The organism is Kitasatospora mediocidica KCTC 9733, assembly GCF_000744225.1.
Taxonomy (GTDB): Bacteria; Actinomycetota; Actinomycetes; order Streptomycetales; family Streptomycetaceae; genus Kitasatospora; species Kitasatospora mediocidica.
The window spans coordinates 1520531-1536761 of the sequence record NZ_JQLN01000005.1 but is presented as its reverse complement, the minus strand read 5'-3'; the positions used below and the strand labels follow the sequence as shown (position 1 = coordinate 1536761).

The 16231-nt window shown below is 70.6% G+C and carries 14 protein-coding genes; 9 read left to right on the top strand and 5 right to left on the bottom strand.

Translation table 11 applies throughout. The features are described 5' to 3' along the window. Positions 1-106: 106 nt before the first annotated feature. The 5 genes from dnaK to BS80_RS37910 all read left to right on the top strand — a co-directional run bounded on the left by dnaK (position 107) and on the right by BS80_RS37910 (position 5479). Positions 107-1954 (top strand): molecular chaperone DnaK, encoded by a 1848-nt coding sequence (gene dnaK, locus BS80_RS20795; protein ID WP_035799541.1) that lies wholly within the window; start codon positions 107-109, stop codon positions 1952-1954. Beyond that, positions 1951-2562, top strand: coding sequence for a nucleotide exchange factor GrpE (gene grpE, locus BS80_RS20790; RefSeq protein WP_035799539.1), 612 nt, complete (start codon positions 1951-1953; stop codon positions 2560-2562). The genes dnaK and grpE overlap by 4 nt, the downstream gene beginning before the upstream one ends. 90 nt (positions 2563-2652) lie before the next feature. Then, on the top strand, positions 2653-3810 hold the full coding sequence (gene dnaJ, locus BS80_RS20785) for a molecular chaperone DnaJ (protein WP_035799533.1): 1158 nt from the start codon (positions 2653-2655) through the stop codon (positions 3808-3810). A gap of 4 nt (positions 3811-3814) precedes the next feature. Beyond that, a complete protein-coding gene (locus BS80_RS20780) occupies positions 3815-4315 on the top strand; it encodes a heat shock protein transcriptional repressor HspR (protein WP_035799531.1) in 501 nt (166 codons plus the stop codon). Positions 4316-4453: 138 nt separating this feature from the next. Next, complete coding sequence (locus tag BS80_RS37910) at positions 4454-5479, top strand: helix-turn-helix domain-containing protein (RefSeq protein WP_198045566.1); 1026 nt, start codon at positions 4454-4456, stop codon at positions 5477-5479. A 52-nt stretch (positions 5480-5531) separates the two neighbouring features. Here BS80_RS37910 and BS80_RS20770 read toward each other — a convergent pair whose 3' ends face one another. Then, positions 5532-5840 (bottom strand): hypothetical protein, encoded by a 309-nt coding sequence (locus BS80_RS20770; protein ID WP_157536420.1) that lies wholly within the window; start codon positions 5838-5840, stop codon positions 5532-5534. 567 nt (positions 5841-6407) lie between these two features. Here BS80_RS20770 and BS80_RS20765 point away from each other — a divergent pair. Next, complete coding sequence (locus BS80_RS20765) at positions 6408-7037, top strand: TIR domain-containing protein (RefSeq protein WP_157536418.1); 630 nt, start codon at positions 6408-6410, stop codon at positions 7035-7037. A gap of 61 nt (positions 7038-7098) precedes the next feature. Here BS80_RS20765 and BS80_RS43585 read toward each other — a convergent pair whose 3' ends face one another. The 4 genes from BS80_RS43585 to BS80_RS37905 form a co-directional block, all read right to left on the bottom strand. Next, the gene (locus tag BS80_RS43585) at positions 7099-8064 is read right to left on the bottom strand and encodes a LuxR C-terminal-related transcriptional regulator (protein WP_035799522.1); all 966 of its coding nucleotides are present in this window, start codon (positions 8062-8064) and stop codon (positions 7099-7101) included. Between the two features lie 58 nt (positions 8065-8122). Then, positions 8123-9133: a LuxR C-terminal-related transcriptional regulator gene (locus tag BS80_RS20755; protein ID WP_035799518.1), complete on the bottom strand. Its 1011-nt coding sequence runs from the start codon at positions 9131-9133 to the stop codon at positions 8123-8125. A gap of 529 nt (positions 9134-9662) precedes the next feature. Beyond that, positions 9663-9968 (bottom strand): hypothetical protein, encoded by a 306-nt coding sequence (locus tag BS80_RS20750; protein ID WP_157536416.1) that lies wholly within the window; start codon positions 9966-9968, stop codon positions 9663-9665. Positions 9969-10334: 366 nt separating this feature from the next. Continuing rightward, positions 10335-11300 carry a winged helix-turn-helix transcriptional regulator gene (locus tag BS80_RS37905; RefSeq protein WP_051966839.1) on the bottom strand — a complete coding sequence of 322 codons (966 nt, stop codon included), beginning with the start codon at positions 11298-11300 and terminating at the stop codon, positions 10335-10337. A gap of 311 nt (positions 11301-11611) precedes the next feature. On the opposite strand from BS80_RS37905, the gene clpB reads away from it, so the two are divergent. From clpB to BS80_RS20730, 3 genes are all read left to right on the top strand, one after another. Continuing rightward, positions 11612-14203, top strand: coding sequence for an ATP-dependent chaperone ClpB (clpB, locus tag BS80_RS20740; protein WP_035799516.1), 2592 nt, complete (start codon positions 11612-11614; stop codon positions 14201-14203). Positions 14204-14392: 189 nt separating this feature from the next. Further along, positions 14393-14944 (top strand): type III secretion system chaperone family protein, encoded by a 552-nt coding sequence (locus tag BS80_RS20735; protein WP_035799513.1) that lies wholly within the window; start codon positions 14393-14395, stop codon positions 14942-14944. Between the two features lie 104 nt (positions 14945-15048). Further along, positions 15049-16209 (top strand): pyridoxal phosphate-dependent aminotransferase, encoded by a 1161-nt coding sequence (locus BS80_RS20730; RefSeq protein WP_035799511.1) that lies wholly within the window; start codon positions 15049-15051, stop codon positions 16207-16209. Positions 16210-16231 lie beyond the last annotated feature (22 nt).

The following is a 16231-nucleotide window of genomic DNA, read 5'->3' as shown; positions in this document are numbered from 1 at the left end:
GGGCGCAATAAAGTTGAGCGGCATCCGCTCACCCCTGTTGACGCCCTCGATCGCGTCAGGCATGCTTGAGCCCGTAAAGCTCAACTTCTTCATGGAGGTATTCACGATGGCACGCGCGGTCGGTATCGACCTCGGCACGACGAACTCGGTCGTCAGTGTTCTCGAAGGCGGTGAGCCCACCGTCATCACCAACGCCGAGGGCGCCCGGACCACGCCGTCCGTCGTCGCCTTCGCCAAGAACGGCGAGGTGCTCGTCGGCGAGGTCGCCAAGCGCCAGGCGGTCACCAACGTCGACCGCACCATCCGCTCGGTCAAGCGCCACATGGGCACCGGGTGGAAGATCAACCTGGACGGCAAGGACTTCAACCCCCAGCAGATCAGCGCCTTCATCCTGCAGAAGCTGAAGCGGGACGCCGAGGCCTACCTGGGCGAGACGGTCACCGACGCGGTCATCACCGTGCCGGCGTACTTCTCCGACTCCGAGCGCCAGGCCACCAAGGAGGCCGGTGAGATCGCGGGCCTCAACGTCCTGCGCATCGTCAACGAGCCGACCGCGGCCGCGCTGGCCTACGGCCTCGACAAGGACGACCAGACCATTCTGGTCTTCGACCTCGGTGGCGGCACCTTCGACGTCTCGCTGCTGGAGATCGGCGACGGCGTCGTCGAGGTGAAGGCCACCAACGGTGACAACCACCTCGGTGGTGACGACTGGGACCAGAAGGTCGTCGACCACCTGGTGAAGGTCTTCCACTCGGGCCACGGCGTGGACCTCTCCAAGGACAAGATGGCGCTCCAGCGCCTGCGCGAGGCGGCCGAGAAGGCCAAGATCGAGCTGTCCTCGTCCTCCGAGACCTCGATCAACCTGCCCTACATCACGGCCTCCGCCGAGGGCCCGCTGCACCTGGACGAGAAGCTCACCCGGGCCCAGTTCCAGCAGCTGACCGCGGACCTGCTGGAGCGCTGCAAGACCCCGTTCCACAACGTGATCAAGGACGCGGGTATCAACCTGTCCGAGATCGACCACGTGGTCCTGGTCGGCGGCTCCACCCGGATGCCGGCCGTCGCCGAGCTCGTCAAGGAGCTCACCGGCGGTCAGGACGCCAACAAGGGCGTCAACCCGGACGAGGTCGTCGCCATCGGCGCCGCGCTGCAGGCCGGTGTCCTGAAGGGTGAGGTCAAGGACGTCCTGCTCCTCGACGTCACCCCGCTGTCCCTGGGTATCGAGACCAAGGGCGGCATCATGACCAAGCTGATCGAGCGCAACACCACGATCCCGACCAAGCGCTCCGAGATCTTCACCACGGCCGAGGACAACCAGCCGTCCGTGCAGATCCAGGTCTACCAGGGCGAGCGCGAGATCGCGGCCTACAACAAGAAGCTCGGCATGTTCGAGCTGACCGGCCTGCCGCCGGCCCCGCGTGGCCTGCCGCAGATCGAGGTCACCTTCGACATCGACGCCAACGGCATCATGCACGTCGGTGCCAAGGACCTCGGCACCGGCAAGGAGCAGCGGATGACCGTCACCGGCGGCTCCGCGCTGCCGAAGGACGACATCGAGCGCATGATGCGCGAGGCCGAGCAGTACGCCGAGGAGGACCACAAGCGTCGCGAGTCGGTGGAGACCCGCAACCAGGGTGAGCAGCTCGTCTACTCGACCGAGAAGTTCATCGCGGACAACACCGACAAGCTCCCGGCCGACGTCAAGACCGAGGTCGAGACGGCGATCGCCGAGCTCAAGGAGGCCCTGAAGGGTGAGGACATCGCGGTGATCCGCGAGGCCACCGAGAAGGTCTCCACCACCGCCCAGAAGCTCGGCCAGGCGCTCTACGCCAACGCCGACGCGGCCGGTGCGGCGGGCGCCGAGGGCGGCGAGAACGTCAACTTCTCGAAGGAGGACGACGTCGTCGACGCCGAGATCATCGACGACGAGAAGCCCAAGGGCGGTGCGGCATGACGGAGAAGGCGCAGGGCGTGGAGCCCGGCGACGACTCCAACGCCGACGAGGCAGTCCTCAAGGCCGCGGAGGAGGCGCTCAAGGGCGTCGCCGACGAGGCCGAGGGCGACTCCGAACTGGCCGCCGCGAAGCGTGAGCTGACCGAGCGGACGGCTGACCTCCAGCGGTTGCAGGCCGAGTACCAGAACTACCGCAAGCGGGTCGAGCGCGACCGCGCGACGGTCCGTGAGATCGCGGTCTCCACGCTGTTGGAGAACCTGATCCCGGTGCTGGACGACATCGGCCGGGCCCGCGAGCACGGCGAGGTGACGGGCGGTTTCAAGTCGGTTTCCGACAACCTGGAGACCGTCGTCGCCAAGCTGGGCCTGCAGCAGTTCGGCAAGGAGGGCGAGCCCTTCGACCCGAACCTGCACGAGGCGCTGATGCACAGCTACTCCTCGGACGTCACCGAGGACACCTGTGTCCAGGTGCTCCAGCCCGGCTACCGGATCGGCGAGCGGATCATCCGCCCGGCGATGGTGGCCGTCGCCGAGCCGCAGCCCGGTGCCCCGTCCACGGGCAGCACGGACCCGGAGGCCCCCGAGGCTGACGGTGCGGCCGACAACTGACACGCTGTGCGCTGCGGGGCCGTACGTCGCTGACTGCGACGCGCGGCTCCGCAGCGCCGTATCAACACATCCCGGGAGGTGGCGGACGCCATGAGCACCAAGGACTACGTGGAGAAGGACTACTACAAGGTCCTCGGCGTGCCCAAGGACGCCACCACTGCAGAGATCAAGAAGACCTACCGCAAGCTGGCCCGGGAGTTCCACCCGGACGCCAACAAGGGCGACGCCAAGGCCGAGGACCGCTTCAAGGACATCTCCGAGGCCTATGACGTCCTGTCGGACGACAAGCGCCGCAAGGAGTACGACGAGGCGCGCAGCCTGTTCGGCGCGGGCGGCATGCGCGGCGGCGGCGGGACCAACGGCGCCGGCTACAACTTCGACTTCGGCGACCTCTTCAACGGGGCGCCGGCCGGCGGCAACGGCAGCGGCGGGATCGGGGACGTCTTCGGCGGCCTCTTCAACCGCGGCGGCCGCCAGCCCCAGCCGCGCCGCGGGGCGGACGTCGAGACCGAGGTCACGCTCAGCTTCGAGGAGGCGGTGGACGGTGCCACCGTCCCGCTGCGGATGACCAGTCAGGCCGCCTGCCGGACCTGCGCCGGGACGGGCGCCAAGGCCGGCACCACCCCGCGGGTCTGCCCGACCTGCGTCGGCGCCGGCACGGTCAGCCGGGGCCAGGGCGCCTTCGCGCTGTCCGACCCGTGCCGGGACTGCAAGGGCCGCGGCATGATCGTCGACGACCCCTGCACCGACTGCCACGGCAGCGGCCGGGCCACCTCCGCGCGCACCATGCAGGTCCGGATCCCGGCCGGGGTCCAGGACGCCCAGCGGATCCGGCTCAAGGCCAAGGGCGCCCAGGGCGAACGCGGCGGCCAGCCCGGCGACCTGTACGTCACCGTTCACGTCGACACCCACCCGGTGTTCGGTCGCAAGGGCGACAATCTGACCGTCACCGTCCCGGTGTCCTTCCCTGAGGCCGCACTTGGCGGCACCATCGAGGTGCCGACCCTGAACGGACCGGCCGTCAAGCTCCGGCTCCCGGCCGGCAGTGCCAACGGCCTGACCCTGCGGGCCCGCGGCAAGGGCGCCACCCGCAAGGACGGCACCCGGGGCGACCTGCTGGTCACCGTCGAGGTGACGGTCCCGCAGGAGACCAGTGGCGAAGCCCTGACAGCGCTGGAGCAGTACCGCGAGGCCACCGCCTCGCAGGATCCGCGAGCCGACCTCTTCCGGGCGGCGGAGGGAGCGTGACGCAATGAGTCCTGACAGCATCGGCGTCGGTCTGGGCGAGGGCCTCCCCGGGGGGCCCCGGCCGCGCCGTTCCGCGCCGCCCGGCCCCTCGTACACGCTCACCGAGGACACCCCGGTGTACGTGATCTCGGTGGCGGCCGAGCTCTCCGGTCTGCACCCGCAGACCCTGCGGCAGTACGACCGGCTCGGCCTGGTCTGCCCGGACCGCACGGCCGGCCGCGGTCGGCGCTACTCGGCCCGGGACATCCAGCAGCTGCGCGAGGTGCAGCGGCTCTCCCAGGACGAGGGCATCAACCTGGCCGGCATCAAGCGGATCATCGAGCTGGAGAACCAGGTCGCCGCGCTGCAGTCCCGGATCGCCGAACTCGCCACCTCGCTGGAGGGTGCCGCCAGCACCCTGCAGGCCCGCGAGGCCGCCGTGCACGCCTCGTACCGACGCGATCTGGTGCCCTACCAACCGGCTCAGCAGTCCAGCGCACTGGTCGTCTGGCGCCCCCGGCGATAGCGCTCGTTCCACCGCTTGGCACCCCATCGGACGGTGGGGTGCCAACCACTCTGGCTCTTGCGTAGAGTGCTGACCGGTGGATCGGCGGACGATTTTCCGGGAGGGGAGCCAGGGATGAGCTCGACAGGCGGGGCCGAGGTGGAGAAGGAGCACGTCGACTTCGTCTCCGCCGAGGCAAAGTCTTTGTATCTCCAGGTGGTCGCCGCCGGCGGTTCCCTGGAGATCGACGACCCCGGACTCGTCGGAGCCAGAACCGAACTGGCCGAGCTCGGTCTATTGGTTCTGGGCCAAGGAAAAGCGTCGACCGCTATTGCCACGGATCCGAATCGGCTGGCCGGCCGGCTTAGCACCTCCTGGCAGAAACAGGCTCTTTCGCTGCTCACCCAGGCCGTGTCGATACCGACCGCCCTGCAGGACCTGAACCACGCCTACCAGTCACTGGATCGGCAAGTCCACCCGGGCGGACCGGTGGAGCACATCCACGGACTGGTGGAGATCAACCAGCGGGTGGGCACCCTGATCGACGGCGCCGAGCGCGAGGTGCTGACCGCCCAGCCGGGCGGAAGCCGGCGGCAGTCGCAGATACAGGGGGTTCTGGAGGCGCTGGAGGGGGACCTCGCGCTCATCCGGCGTGGCGTCTCCCGGCGGATCGTGTACCACCCGAGTGCCCGGTACTCCGCTCCCACCAGACAGTACGTCGAGCGCATGACGGACGCCGGAGCCGAGGTCAGGACCCTGGAGGAACCGTTCACGCGGCTCTTCATCATCGACCGCCGGGTCGCCGTGATCCCCGTCCGGGGTGACACCGAAAAGGCCGCCTTCGTCCGTGACGAGGCGATCGTCGCCTATCTGCTGGACTCGTTCGAGCAGTTGTGGGAACGCTCCAGTCCGTTCCTGGGGGCGACCGAAGTTCCCCCCGAGGTCATCTCGCGGATGCGCACCAACATCCTGCGGATGATGGTCCAGGGAATCGGCCACCGTGTCATCGCGCGCAATCTCGGCATCAGTGAGCGGACGCTGGCCAGGCACATCGCCGACTTCCGCGAGGAGTACGGCTCGGAGACGCTGTTCCAGCTCGGCTGGCGGATGGCGCTGAACGCACCGGGCAGTCCCTACGGCATCGAGGACGAGGGCGAGGGCGAAACCCCGATCAAGTCGGAGTGATCGCCCACGCCTCGCTTCGCCGCGGCCGTGCGGGGTCCGCACGCTCCGACGGTCAGGTCCAGATGTAGTCGGCCGGCGCGGCGGCCATCGCGCTCTTGGTCCAGATGTAGTCGGCCGGCGTCGCCATCGCGGTCCTGGTCCAGATGTAGTCGGCGGGCCTGGCCACGGAGTCGTTCTGCGCGCCCAGGGTCCAGATGTAGTCGGCCGGCGCAGCCGCCGCGGCGGCGGTCGGCGTGCCCAGCGTCCAGATGTAGTCGGCCGGCGTCGCCATCGGGGTCTTGGTCCAGATGTAGTCGTCGGACCCGGCCTCCACCATGACCGACGAACTCGCCGCCCGCCCACCGTCACCCGTCGGATGCACCGAGGTAACAGACCCAAACAGTGCGGCAGCGCCTGAAAGCAGCAGCCCGGCGCCGGCTACTGCGACAGCCACACGCGCGCGAGTCACGAATCGGGGTGCACGACGCATGTGGCGCCTCCTTGTCATGAGCCTGATATAAACGACATGGTCCACAGCCCTGCGCCTACCGCGCGTTTCAGACATGGCCAATGCATTATCAAAGCCACCCCCCGGACCCGAGGCAAGGTCAGGCATCACATAGAGCCTGGCATCGTGCTGCCATGCAGAAAGATGACACATCCCGGGGTGAGCGGCGGCCGTGACTCCCCGTGGCAAACGGCGCTGTCATCCGAGCGCCAGACAGGGAGATGACACACCGGCTCTGTGGACGGCTCCTGGTGCCAACGGAGACGATCAATTGGCAGCACGTTCTGACGACGACTCCCGTTTCTCCCAGTCAGTAAAAGGCTCAACAATCGTTCGGTCTTCCAATGTCGGATTTGCCGTCAGCTCTGCTCCGTACACCACCGCACCAGCTGAGACACCACGCTCAGCCGGGCCGACCCACTCTTCCCCGGAGTAGCCGCCATGAGTGAGCCCTACATGCGCCAGCACGCCGCCCAGGCCCCCGAGGGCCGCCGGGCCCGTGTCTTCCTCGCCGCGCCGCTGATGCGGCTGACCGGCCCGGCCGACAGCGTGGTCACCCTGGCCAGCCGCACCCGGCTGACCGCCCTGCGCAGCTCGCTGCTGAGCAGCGGCGCCGCCGTGTTCAGCGCGCACCACAGCGACGCGTGGACGGTGGACGGCCGGGCTCCGGAACCGCGGGTGCCCTCCGACTTCCGGGCGATGCAGACCGCCGACCTGGTCTTCGCGTACGTCGGCGCCCCGCTCTCGGCCGGCGTCTCGCTGGAGCTCGGCTGGGGCTCGGCGCTGCGCAAGCCGATCGTGCTGCTGGTCGACGAGGCGATCACCCACAACCCGCTGATCGCCACCATCGAGCAGGTCGCCCCCGTCCTGCCGCTGGTCTTCGACGACTCCTGGTCCCAGGAGAGCCTGCGCCACATCGTGGAGACCGCGCTCGACTGGGCCGGCATGGCGCTGTCGCTGCGCGAGGGCTTCTGGACGGCGCCCGGCGAGCAGTTCACCACCCCGCTGCGGACCCAGCACAGCGACCCGTACGGCACCAGCTGGCCGAGCAGCGGCGCCGCCACCGGCTGAGCGGCAGGTGCCGGGCCTCGGCGCTGATCCGCGCAGCCCCCGCTCGCGGCGGCTCACGCGCTCACCGGCCCGGCTCGCTCTTGGCGTCGCCGTCCACGGCCCGCATCAGCCAGCCCAGCTGGAAGAGCGTCTCGGCGTCGTAGAGCTCGCGCAGCCGGGAGATGTGGCCGGCCACCGTCCGCTCGCTCAGGCCGAGCCGACCGGCGATCGCCCGCTGTGTCAGGCCCTGGGCGAGCATCCGGCCGACCTGGGCGTGCACCGGCAGGCCCACCCGGTCCAGTTCGACGGCGCTCCACTGGGCCGGTTCCGCACGCCGCCAGTCCCGCTCGAACATGCCCAGCAGGAAGGCGACCACCGCCGGGTCGTCGACGAAGGCCGCGCTGTCGGTGTCGCCGACGGCCGGGATCACCACGGTCGTCCGGTCGAAGATGAACATCCGCTTGAACGACTCGCCCAGTACCCGGAACCGCGCGCCCAACTCGGCCGCCGCGGCCGCGTACTCGGCCGTCGGCCCGTCCGCGCGCGCGGCGGGCTCGTACAGCACCCGCAGGCAGCCGCCGTCCTCCAGGAACGCCCGGGTCTGCGCCAGCGTGTCCCCCAGCACCAGCAGCGGGCCGCCGCTCGGCTGGGCCGCCAGGACCTCCGTCCGGCACGCGCGCCCCAGCTCCTGCACCAGGCGGCGGATCTGCGCGGCGCTGTGCACGTGGCGCACCTCGCCGGAGCGGTCCAGCTTGCGCGGGGTCAGGTCGTAGGCCCGGGTCAGGTCCTCCAGCAGCGCGGGCATCTCCTGGGCCTGCACCAGCAGCCTGGTCCCGGCCGAGCGCAGCTCCTCGCTCAGCCGGCCGCCGACCGCACGCGGGTTGGCGGCTGTGTACGAGGCCTCCGCCGGGACCGCCACCAGCAGGCCCAGCTCAGCCAGTTCGGCGACCCGGGCGGCATCCTCGGGGCGCACCTCGGACATCCGCAGCCGACCGCCCTCGCCGAGCACCGCCAGGTAGAGCTCCCGTGCCCGCTCGCTGGGCAGCACCCCACCGCCCGCCGCCGGGCCCCCGGCTCCGCCTGGTCCGCTCGGTCCGCCTCGGTCACTACCCGATCCCCCCGCTCCGGTCGTCCACCACGTCGGCCCCGTGCTCGGCGGTCCGCATCAACCACCCCAGTTGATAGAGGGTCCGAGCACCGTATCGGTTCCGCAGCCGGGCCAGATGCCCCGCCACCGTACGCTCGCTGAGGCCGAGCCGTCTGGCCACCATCCCCTGGGTGAGCCCCTGGGCCATCAGCGCGCCGATCCGGCCCCCCGGCGAGCCGGCGGTGTCCGTCCGGCGGGCGTCCGCCCAGCGGGGCGTCTCGGCGCGCTCCCAGTCCCGTTCGAAGACCCGCACCAGGTGCGCCACCACCGCCGGGTCCTCCAGGAAGACCGCAGCCGTGGGGTCGTCGCCGGCCGGGATCACCGCGATCCGGCGGTCGAGGATGATGGTCCGCTGGAACGGCTCGTCCAGGACGCGCACCTGGCCGCCGAGCTTGCCGACCTCCGTGGCGTAGCAGACCGTCGCGGGCGCGGTCAGGGCCGTCGGCTGGTAGATCGTCCGCAAGGTGCCGCCGCGTCTGAGGAACGGCAGGTCCTGCTGGAGCGCGACGTCCAGGATCTCGGCCGGGCGATGGCCGGGCTGAACGGTGATCAGGTCGGTCCGGCACTCCGACAGCAGCCGGGCGATCCTCTTCTGGATCTGCTCCAGGCCGTGCACCCACTCGGGCGCCGGGCGGCCGACGGGTGCCGGCGCGAGTTGGTCGTAGGCCTGGATCAGATCGCTGAACCGACCGTTCACCTGGTCCGATCCGGCCAGCAACCGGACGGCCTCGGCCCGCATCTCCAGGCCGATGCGGTCGGCCACCGCCCGCGGACTGACGGCGGTGAAGCCGCGGTCGGCCACCCGCGGGACCACCAGCCCGATCTCCACCAGGCGGCGCAGCGCGTCACGGTCCCGCTCGGCGACCTCGTCGGACTCGACCCCGCCGCCGCGGCGCAGGACGTCGAGATAGAGCTCGCGCGCGGCCTCGTCCAGCAGCGTGTCCTGCGGACCCTTCACGGTCTCGGCCACCGCGTCACCCCCCGTGCCCGCGAGCCGGCACGTCACCAGGTCGCACGATCTCGCCCGGCCCAGCCGGGCGCGCCGCGAAAGCATGACCGACGGCTGCCCCGCCCCGTTCGGGGCAGCCCGGCCAACTTGGGAGCGGATCCGGCCCGGAGTCAGGGACTCGAAGTCACCTGACTCCGGGCGGATCCACTTGTGTACGCCAAATCCCTGGTGCTTCCAGCGAGACGGAGCAGCAACGCCTCGCTGGACCCGGGCCCGGTCGTCATCACCACATATGACGGACCACCCGGTGTCCTCCCTTCACCACACAGATACTTCTGCCCCTGTGCGAAGACGGAGAACGAGTCACCACCAGTGGGCTGCGGTAGCCCTGGCGGCTTGGCGTAGTCCCACTCTCACAGCGTGGCGAGTGTCGGACAAGTGCGGCCTTCCTGCAGATTCCCGCAACTGCACGAAGTTGCAGCGAACCATCGGATGTAGTCGGTCTACGGACGGCTGAGCTGCGACGATGAACCGCCCCGGGCGGCGCGGCTCAGTGCCAGGCCACCCGGCTCTCGGTGCTGCGGAGCAGCAGGTCCAGGTCCTCGACGTCCTTCACCGTGACGTAGGGCGAGAGCCGGGTGGCGGCCAGCGCGCGGTGCGTCAGCGAACGGTCGTCCGCCCACACCTCCGAGCCCAGCTCGACCAGCCGGGCCAGCTCCGGCACCGCGTCCGAGACGGCCGCGAAGATGCCGTCCTCGACCAGGTACAGGACCACCCGGTCCCCCGCCTCGGCGAGCGTCACCGCTTCACGCAGGAACCGTCCCGCTCCCGGCCCCCAGACCACCTGACTTTCCACCAGCACATGCTGCGAACGTTCCGACACCGGCTACCCCTCCCCGTTGACGCGCCGTTACCGGTTTCCACTCGGGCCGACCCGCATCGCCGGATTTCCGCGCCACCGAAACAGACTGACCCATCGTCAGATTTGCAAGATTCGGGCCGCTCGACAAGGGAAAACGCATGCGCGACTTCGCAAGTGCGGGAACTCGCATGGCGAGTACACGTCAGATAGACCGCGACATACGGCATTTCGCGCGACTTTCGGCTCGGCGAAACGGTCGCGCGCGGGGGCGGAATCGATTCCGCCGGATTTCGACGGTGGCCGGGAAATAAAACCGGACGGCCAACCGGATAAACCCGGCCGTCCTCGCGCTCACCCGGGTCAGCGCCGCCCGTCGGTCCGTCCACGCATCAACCAGCCCAGCTGGAACAGCGTCTCCGCCTCGTGCTCCTCGCGCAGCCGGGCGATATGGCCGGCCACCGTCCGCTCGCTCAGGCCCAGTCGACCGGCGATCGCCCGCTGGCTCAGCCCGCCGGCCAGCAGCAGGCCGACCCGGGCCTCGACCGCGCCGGCGTCGGGCACCGCGTGCGCCGAACCCCACTGGACGCGCTCGGCCCGGCGCCAGTCCCGCTCGAAGAGCTCCACGAGCACCTCCACCGCGGTCGGGTCCTCGATGAAGGCCGCGCTGCCCATGTCGGCCGAGGCCGGTATCACCGCCACCGAGCGGTCGAAGATCAGCATCCGCTGGAAGTCCTCGTCCAACACCCGGATCCGGGCGCCGTACGGCGCGACCGTCACCGCGTACTCGATGGTGGCCGGATCGACCCGGGCCACCGGTTGGTAGAGCGTGCGCATCACCCCGCCGCCCTTGAGGAACGGGACGTCCTGCTCCATCGCCCAGACCAGGTGGTCGGCCGGCCGGTTGCCGCCGGGCTGGGCGGTGAGCATCTCCGTCGTGGTGTCGGCGACCAGCTGGGCGATCCGGTGCCGGATGGTGTCCCGGTCCTGGACGGTCTCCACCACCCCGGTCCGCTCGATCCGGCGCGGCGCGGCGTCGTAGGCCTGCGCCAGCTCGTCGAGGGCGGCGGGCACCTCCTCGGCCTGCCGCAGCAGCCGGGCGGAGCGCTCGCGCAGCTCGCCGCCGGCCCGGCCCGCGAAGGCCCGCGGGCTGACCGCGGAGTAGAACGTGCCGCCGGGCAGGCCGCGGACCAGGCCCAGTTCCAGCAGCCGGGCCAGCACCGGCGCGTCCTGCGCACACAGATCGTCGGCCATCACCCAGCCGCCCGCGGCCACCACCGCCAGATAGAACGCGCGTGCGTCGGCGTCCAGCCCGAGGTCGTCCGGCATCACCCCTGGTTCCCCGTGCACCGTGCGCCCCCGATCGCTTGACTGACCTCCGCCATCGTGCCAGCCGGGCACGGCCCGTGCGAGCCCCGGGGCCCCGCCGAAGCCCGCTCGACCGGTCCGCGAGCGTCACTCGACCGGACACCACCGAGCGCAGCCGAGGCGGCACAGCGCGCTTAACCTGACCGTGGAACCGGTCGCCCGCCCGGATCCAGGATCCAGGAAAAAGATCCAGGAAAGTTGAGCGAAGTACGCTCAACTTGTCTTACCCTTGACGCATCACCCAAGAATCGTCACCAGGAGGAGACCCAGCAGTGGACGCGAGCAAGTTCACCACCAAGACGCAGGACGCCCTGTCCGCCGCGATCCGGCAGGCAGGCGGCGCGGGGAACCCGGACGTCAGGCCGGTGCACATCCTGCTCGCCCTGCTGGAGCAGCCCGAGGGGATCGCCCGACCGCTGCTCGAAGCCGTCGGCGCGGACGTCGCGCAGGTCACCGCCGGCGCCCGTCAGCTGCTCAGGACGCTGCCCAGCGCGCAGGGCTCGACGGTCGCAGCGCCCCAGCTGGGCCGCGACACGCTGGCGGTCCTGACCGAGGCCGGCAAGCGCGCCGAGGACCTGGACGACGCCTACGTCTCCACCGAGCACCTGATGGTCGGGCTGGCCGCCGAGGGCGGCGCGGTCGCCGAGCTGCTGACCCGCCAGGGCGCCGGCGCCAAGGCACTGCTGGCCGCCTTCAAGGAGGTCCGCGGCAGCGGCCGGGTGACCTCGCAGGACCCGGAGGGCAGCTACAAGGCGCTGGAGAAGTACGGCACCGACCTCACCCAGGCCGCCCGGGACGGCAAGCTCGACCCGGTGATCGGCCGCGACCAGGAGATCCGCCGGGTCGTCCAGGTGCTGTCGCGCCGCACCAAGAACAACCCGGTGCTGATCGGCGAGCCCGGCGTCGGCAAGACCGCCGTCGTCGAGGGCCTGGCCCAGCGGATCGTGGCCGGCGACGTGCCCGAGTCGCTGCGCGACAAGCGGCTGGTCTCGCTGGACCTCAGCGCGATGGTGGCCGGCGCCAAGTACCGCGGCGAGTTCGAGGAGCGGCTGAAGGCCGTCCTGAACGACATCAAGCAGAGCGACGGGCAGGTCGTCACCTTCATCGACGAGCTGCACACCATGGTCGGCGCGGGCGCCGGCGGCGACTCCGCGATGGACGCGGGCAACATGCTCAAGCCGATGCTGGCCCGCGGCGAGCTGCGGATGGTCGGCGCCACCACGCTGGACGAGTACCGCGAGCGGATCGAGAAGGACCCGGCGCTGGAACGCCGCTTCCAGCAGGTGCTGGTCGGCGAGCCGAGCGTCGAGGACTCGATCGCCATTCTGCGCGGGCTCAAGGGCCGCTACGAGGCGCACCACAAGGTGCAGATCTCGGACGCCGCGCTGGTCGCCGCCGCGACCCTCTCGCACCGCTACATCAGCTCCCGCTTCCTCCCCGACAAGGCGATCGACCTGATCGACGAGGCGGCCTCGCGACTGCGCATGGAGATCGACTCCTCGCCGGTCGAGATCGACGAACTCCAGCGCTCTGTCGACCGGTTGCGGATGGAGGAGCTGGCCCTGGAGAAGGAGTCCGACCCCGCCTCGGTGGAGCGGCTGACCCGGCTCCAGCGCGATCTGGCCGACCGGCAGGAGCATCTCTCCGTCCTCACCGCCCGCTGGGAGCAGGAGAAGAAGAGCCTCAACCACGTCGGCGAGCTCAAGGAGCGCCTGAACGGCCTGCAGAGCGCCCTGGAACGCGCCCAGCGGGACGGCGACTTCGAGCGCGCCTCCAAGCTGATGTATGCCGAGATCCCGGCCGCAGAACAGGAGCTGACGGAGGCTCAGGAGCGTGCGGCTGACCAGGACGCGTCCGAGTCGATGGTGAAGGAGGAGGTCGGCCCGGACGACGTGGCCGACGTGGTCGGCGCCTGGACGGGCATCCCGGCCGGCCGGCTGCTGGAGGGCGAGAGCTCCAAACTGCTGCGCATGGAGGAGGAGTTGGGGCGCAGGCTGATCGGCCAGTCGACGGCCGTGCAGGCCGTTTCGGACGCCGTGCGGCGCACCCGCGCGGGCATCGCCGACCCGGACCGGCCGACCGGGTCCTTCCTCTTCCTCGGACCCACCGGCGTCGGTAAGACCGAACTCGCCAAGGCGCTGGCCGACTTCCTCTTCGACGACGAGCACGCCATGGTCCGGATCGACATGAGCGAGTACGGCGAGAAGCACTCCGTCTCGCGCCTGGTCGGCGCCCCGCCCGGCTACATCGGCTACGAGGAGGGCGGCCAGCTGACCGAGGCGGTCCGCCGGCGCCCGTACAGCGTGGTGCTGCTCGACGAGGTCGAGAAGGCGCACCCGGAGGTCTTCGACGTCCTGCTGCAGGTGCTGGACGACGGCCGGCTCACCGACGGCCAGGGCCGCACGGTGGACTTCCGCAACGCCATCCTGATCCTCACCTCCAACCTGGGCAGCCAGTACCTGGTGGATCCCGCGATCCCCGAGACATCCAAGAAGGATCTGGTCCTGGAGACGGTCCGCTCCGCCTTCAAGCCGGAGTTCCTCAACCGGCTGGACGACATCGTGGTCTTCGACCCGCTCGGCACCGCCGAGCTCAGCCGGATCGTCGACCTCCAGGTGGCCAAACTGTCCGACCGGCTGCGCGACCGCCGGCTGACCCTGGACGTCACCCCCGCCGCCCGCGACTGGCTGTCGCTGACCGGCTACGACCCGGCGTACGGCGCCCGGCCGCTGCGCCGGCTGGTCCAGTCCGCGATCGGCGACCAGCTCGCCAAGGAGATCCTCTCCGGACGCGTGCACGACGGCGACACCGTCGTGGTGGACCGCGACGAGGAGGCGGACCACCTGACGGTGAGCTCCTCGTAACACCGCTCGCCCGGGGGCACCGCGCCCGGTTCCGTGCCTGGTCCCGCCCCCTGCGGGACCGGGCCGGGCAGACATGATCACCGGCTGCGGGACTCCCTGTGCCACCGGCGCCGAATGAGGCAGGATGGAGACATGGAAGGGCGGCCCCTGAAGTTCCAGCCACCCTCGTGCACTGTGAAGGGACCTCCCGTGAGCGTTGACCCGTCGTCCATCCCGTCCTTCGGCCTGCCCCAGCAGCCCCCGGCGGGCGGCCAGCCGGCCGGTCCGCCGCCGGTGGTGGTGCCGGACCAGGCTCTGGTGACCCAGCTTCTCGACCAGATGCAGCTCAAGCACGTGGTGGACGAGGAGGGTGACCTCACCGCCCCCTGGGAGGGTTTCCGGGTCTACTTCATGTTCCGCGGCGACCAGAAGGAGCTCTTCGCGGTCCGGTCGTTCTACGACCGTTCGTACCCGCTGGAGAAGAAGGGCGAGATCCTCGACCTCATCGACGAGTGGAACCGCGAGACCCTGTGGCCCAAGGTCTACACGCACACCCACGAGGACGGCGTGGTCCGCCTGATCGGCGAGTCGCAGATGATCGTCGGCTCCGGCGTCAACCTGGACTACTTCGTCACCACCACCGCCAACTGGACCCAGGCGGCCGTGGGCTTCGAGCAGTGGATCGTCGAGCGCCTCGGCCTGCAGCAGGAGATCGACGGCGAGGACGGCGACGCCGCCGACGAGACCCCCGACGAGGGCTGACCCCCAGCTCCCCAGGCCCGGCCCGCCATCGGCGGGCCGGGCCTACTTGTCCCGGTAACGGGCGCGACCGATGATGAGCCGACCGCGAGTTGTGAGGAGCCGGGATGACCACGAGGCCGCTGCTGAACCGACGACTGGCGGGGATGGGCACGACGATCTTCGCCGAGATGTCGGCGCTGGCCACCGCCACCGGTTCGATCAACCTCGGGCAGGGCTTCCCGGACACCGACGGACCGCGCGAGATCGCCCAGGCGGCCGCCGACGCCGTCCTGACCGGCAAGGGCAACCAGTACCCGCCCGGCCCCGGCATCCCTGAGCTGCGCACCGCGATCGCCGAGCACCAGCAGCGCTTCTACGGCCTTCGCTACGACCCCGACACCGAGGTCCTGGTCACCGCCGGCGCCACCGAGGCCATCGCCGCCGCGATGCTCGCCCTGCTCGAACCCGGCGACGAGGTGATCGCCTTCGAGCCGTTCTACGACTCCTACGCCGCCTGCATCGCGATGGCCGGCGCCACCCGCGTGCCGCTCACGCTGCGCCCGCCGTCCTTCCGCCCCGACCTGGACGCCCTGCGCGCCGCGATCACCCCGCGCACCCGCCTCCTGCTGCTCAACACTCCGCACAACCCCACCGGCATGGTCCTCACCCCCGAGGAACTCGCCGCCATCGCCGAACTCGCCTGCGAGCACGACCTCCTGGTCGTCACCGACGAGGTCTACGAACACCTCGTGCTGACCGGCGCCCACCACCCCATCGCCGCCCTGCCCGGCATGCGCGAGCGGACCGTCTCGATCTCCTCGGCCGGCAAGACCTTCTCCTTCACCGGCTGGAAGGTCGGCTGGGTGACCGCCGCCCCCGCGCTGCTGGCCGCCGTCCGCACCGCGAAGCAGTACCTCACCTACGTCAGCGCCGGCCCCTTCCAGTACGCCGTCGCCCAGGCCCTGCACCTGCCCGACAGCTACTTCGACACCCTGCGCGCCGACCTGCGCCGCAAGCGCGACCTGCTCGCCGAGGGGCTCTCGGCCGCGGGCTTCCAGGTCTTCGAACCCGCCGGCACCTACTTCATCACCACCGACATCAGCCCGCTCGGGGAGAAGGACGGCATCGAGTTCTGCCGCAGCCTCCCCGCGCGCTGCGGCGTCGTGGCGATCCCCAACGCCGTCTTCTACGACGACACCGAGGCCGGCCGCAGCCTGGTCCGCTTCACCTTCTGCAAGCAGGACGACGTACTCAACGAGGCGGTGGCCCGCCTCCGGCGGCTCTGATCCCCGCAGCCGCACCGCGCGG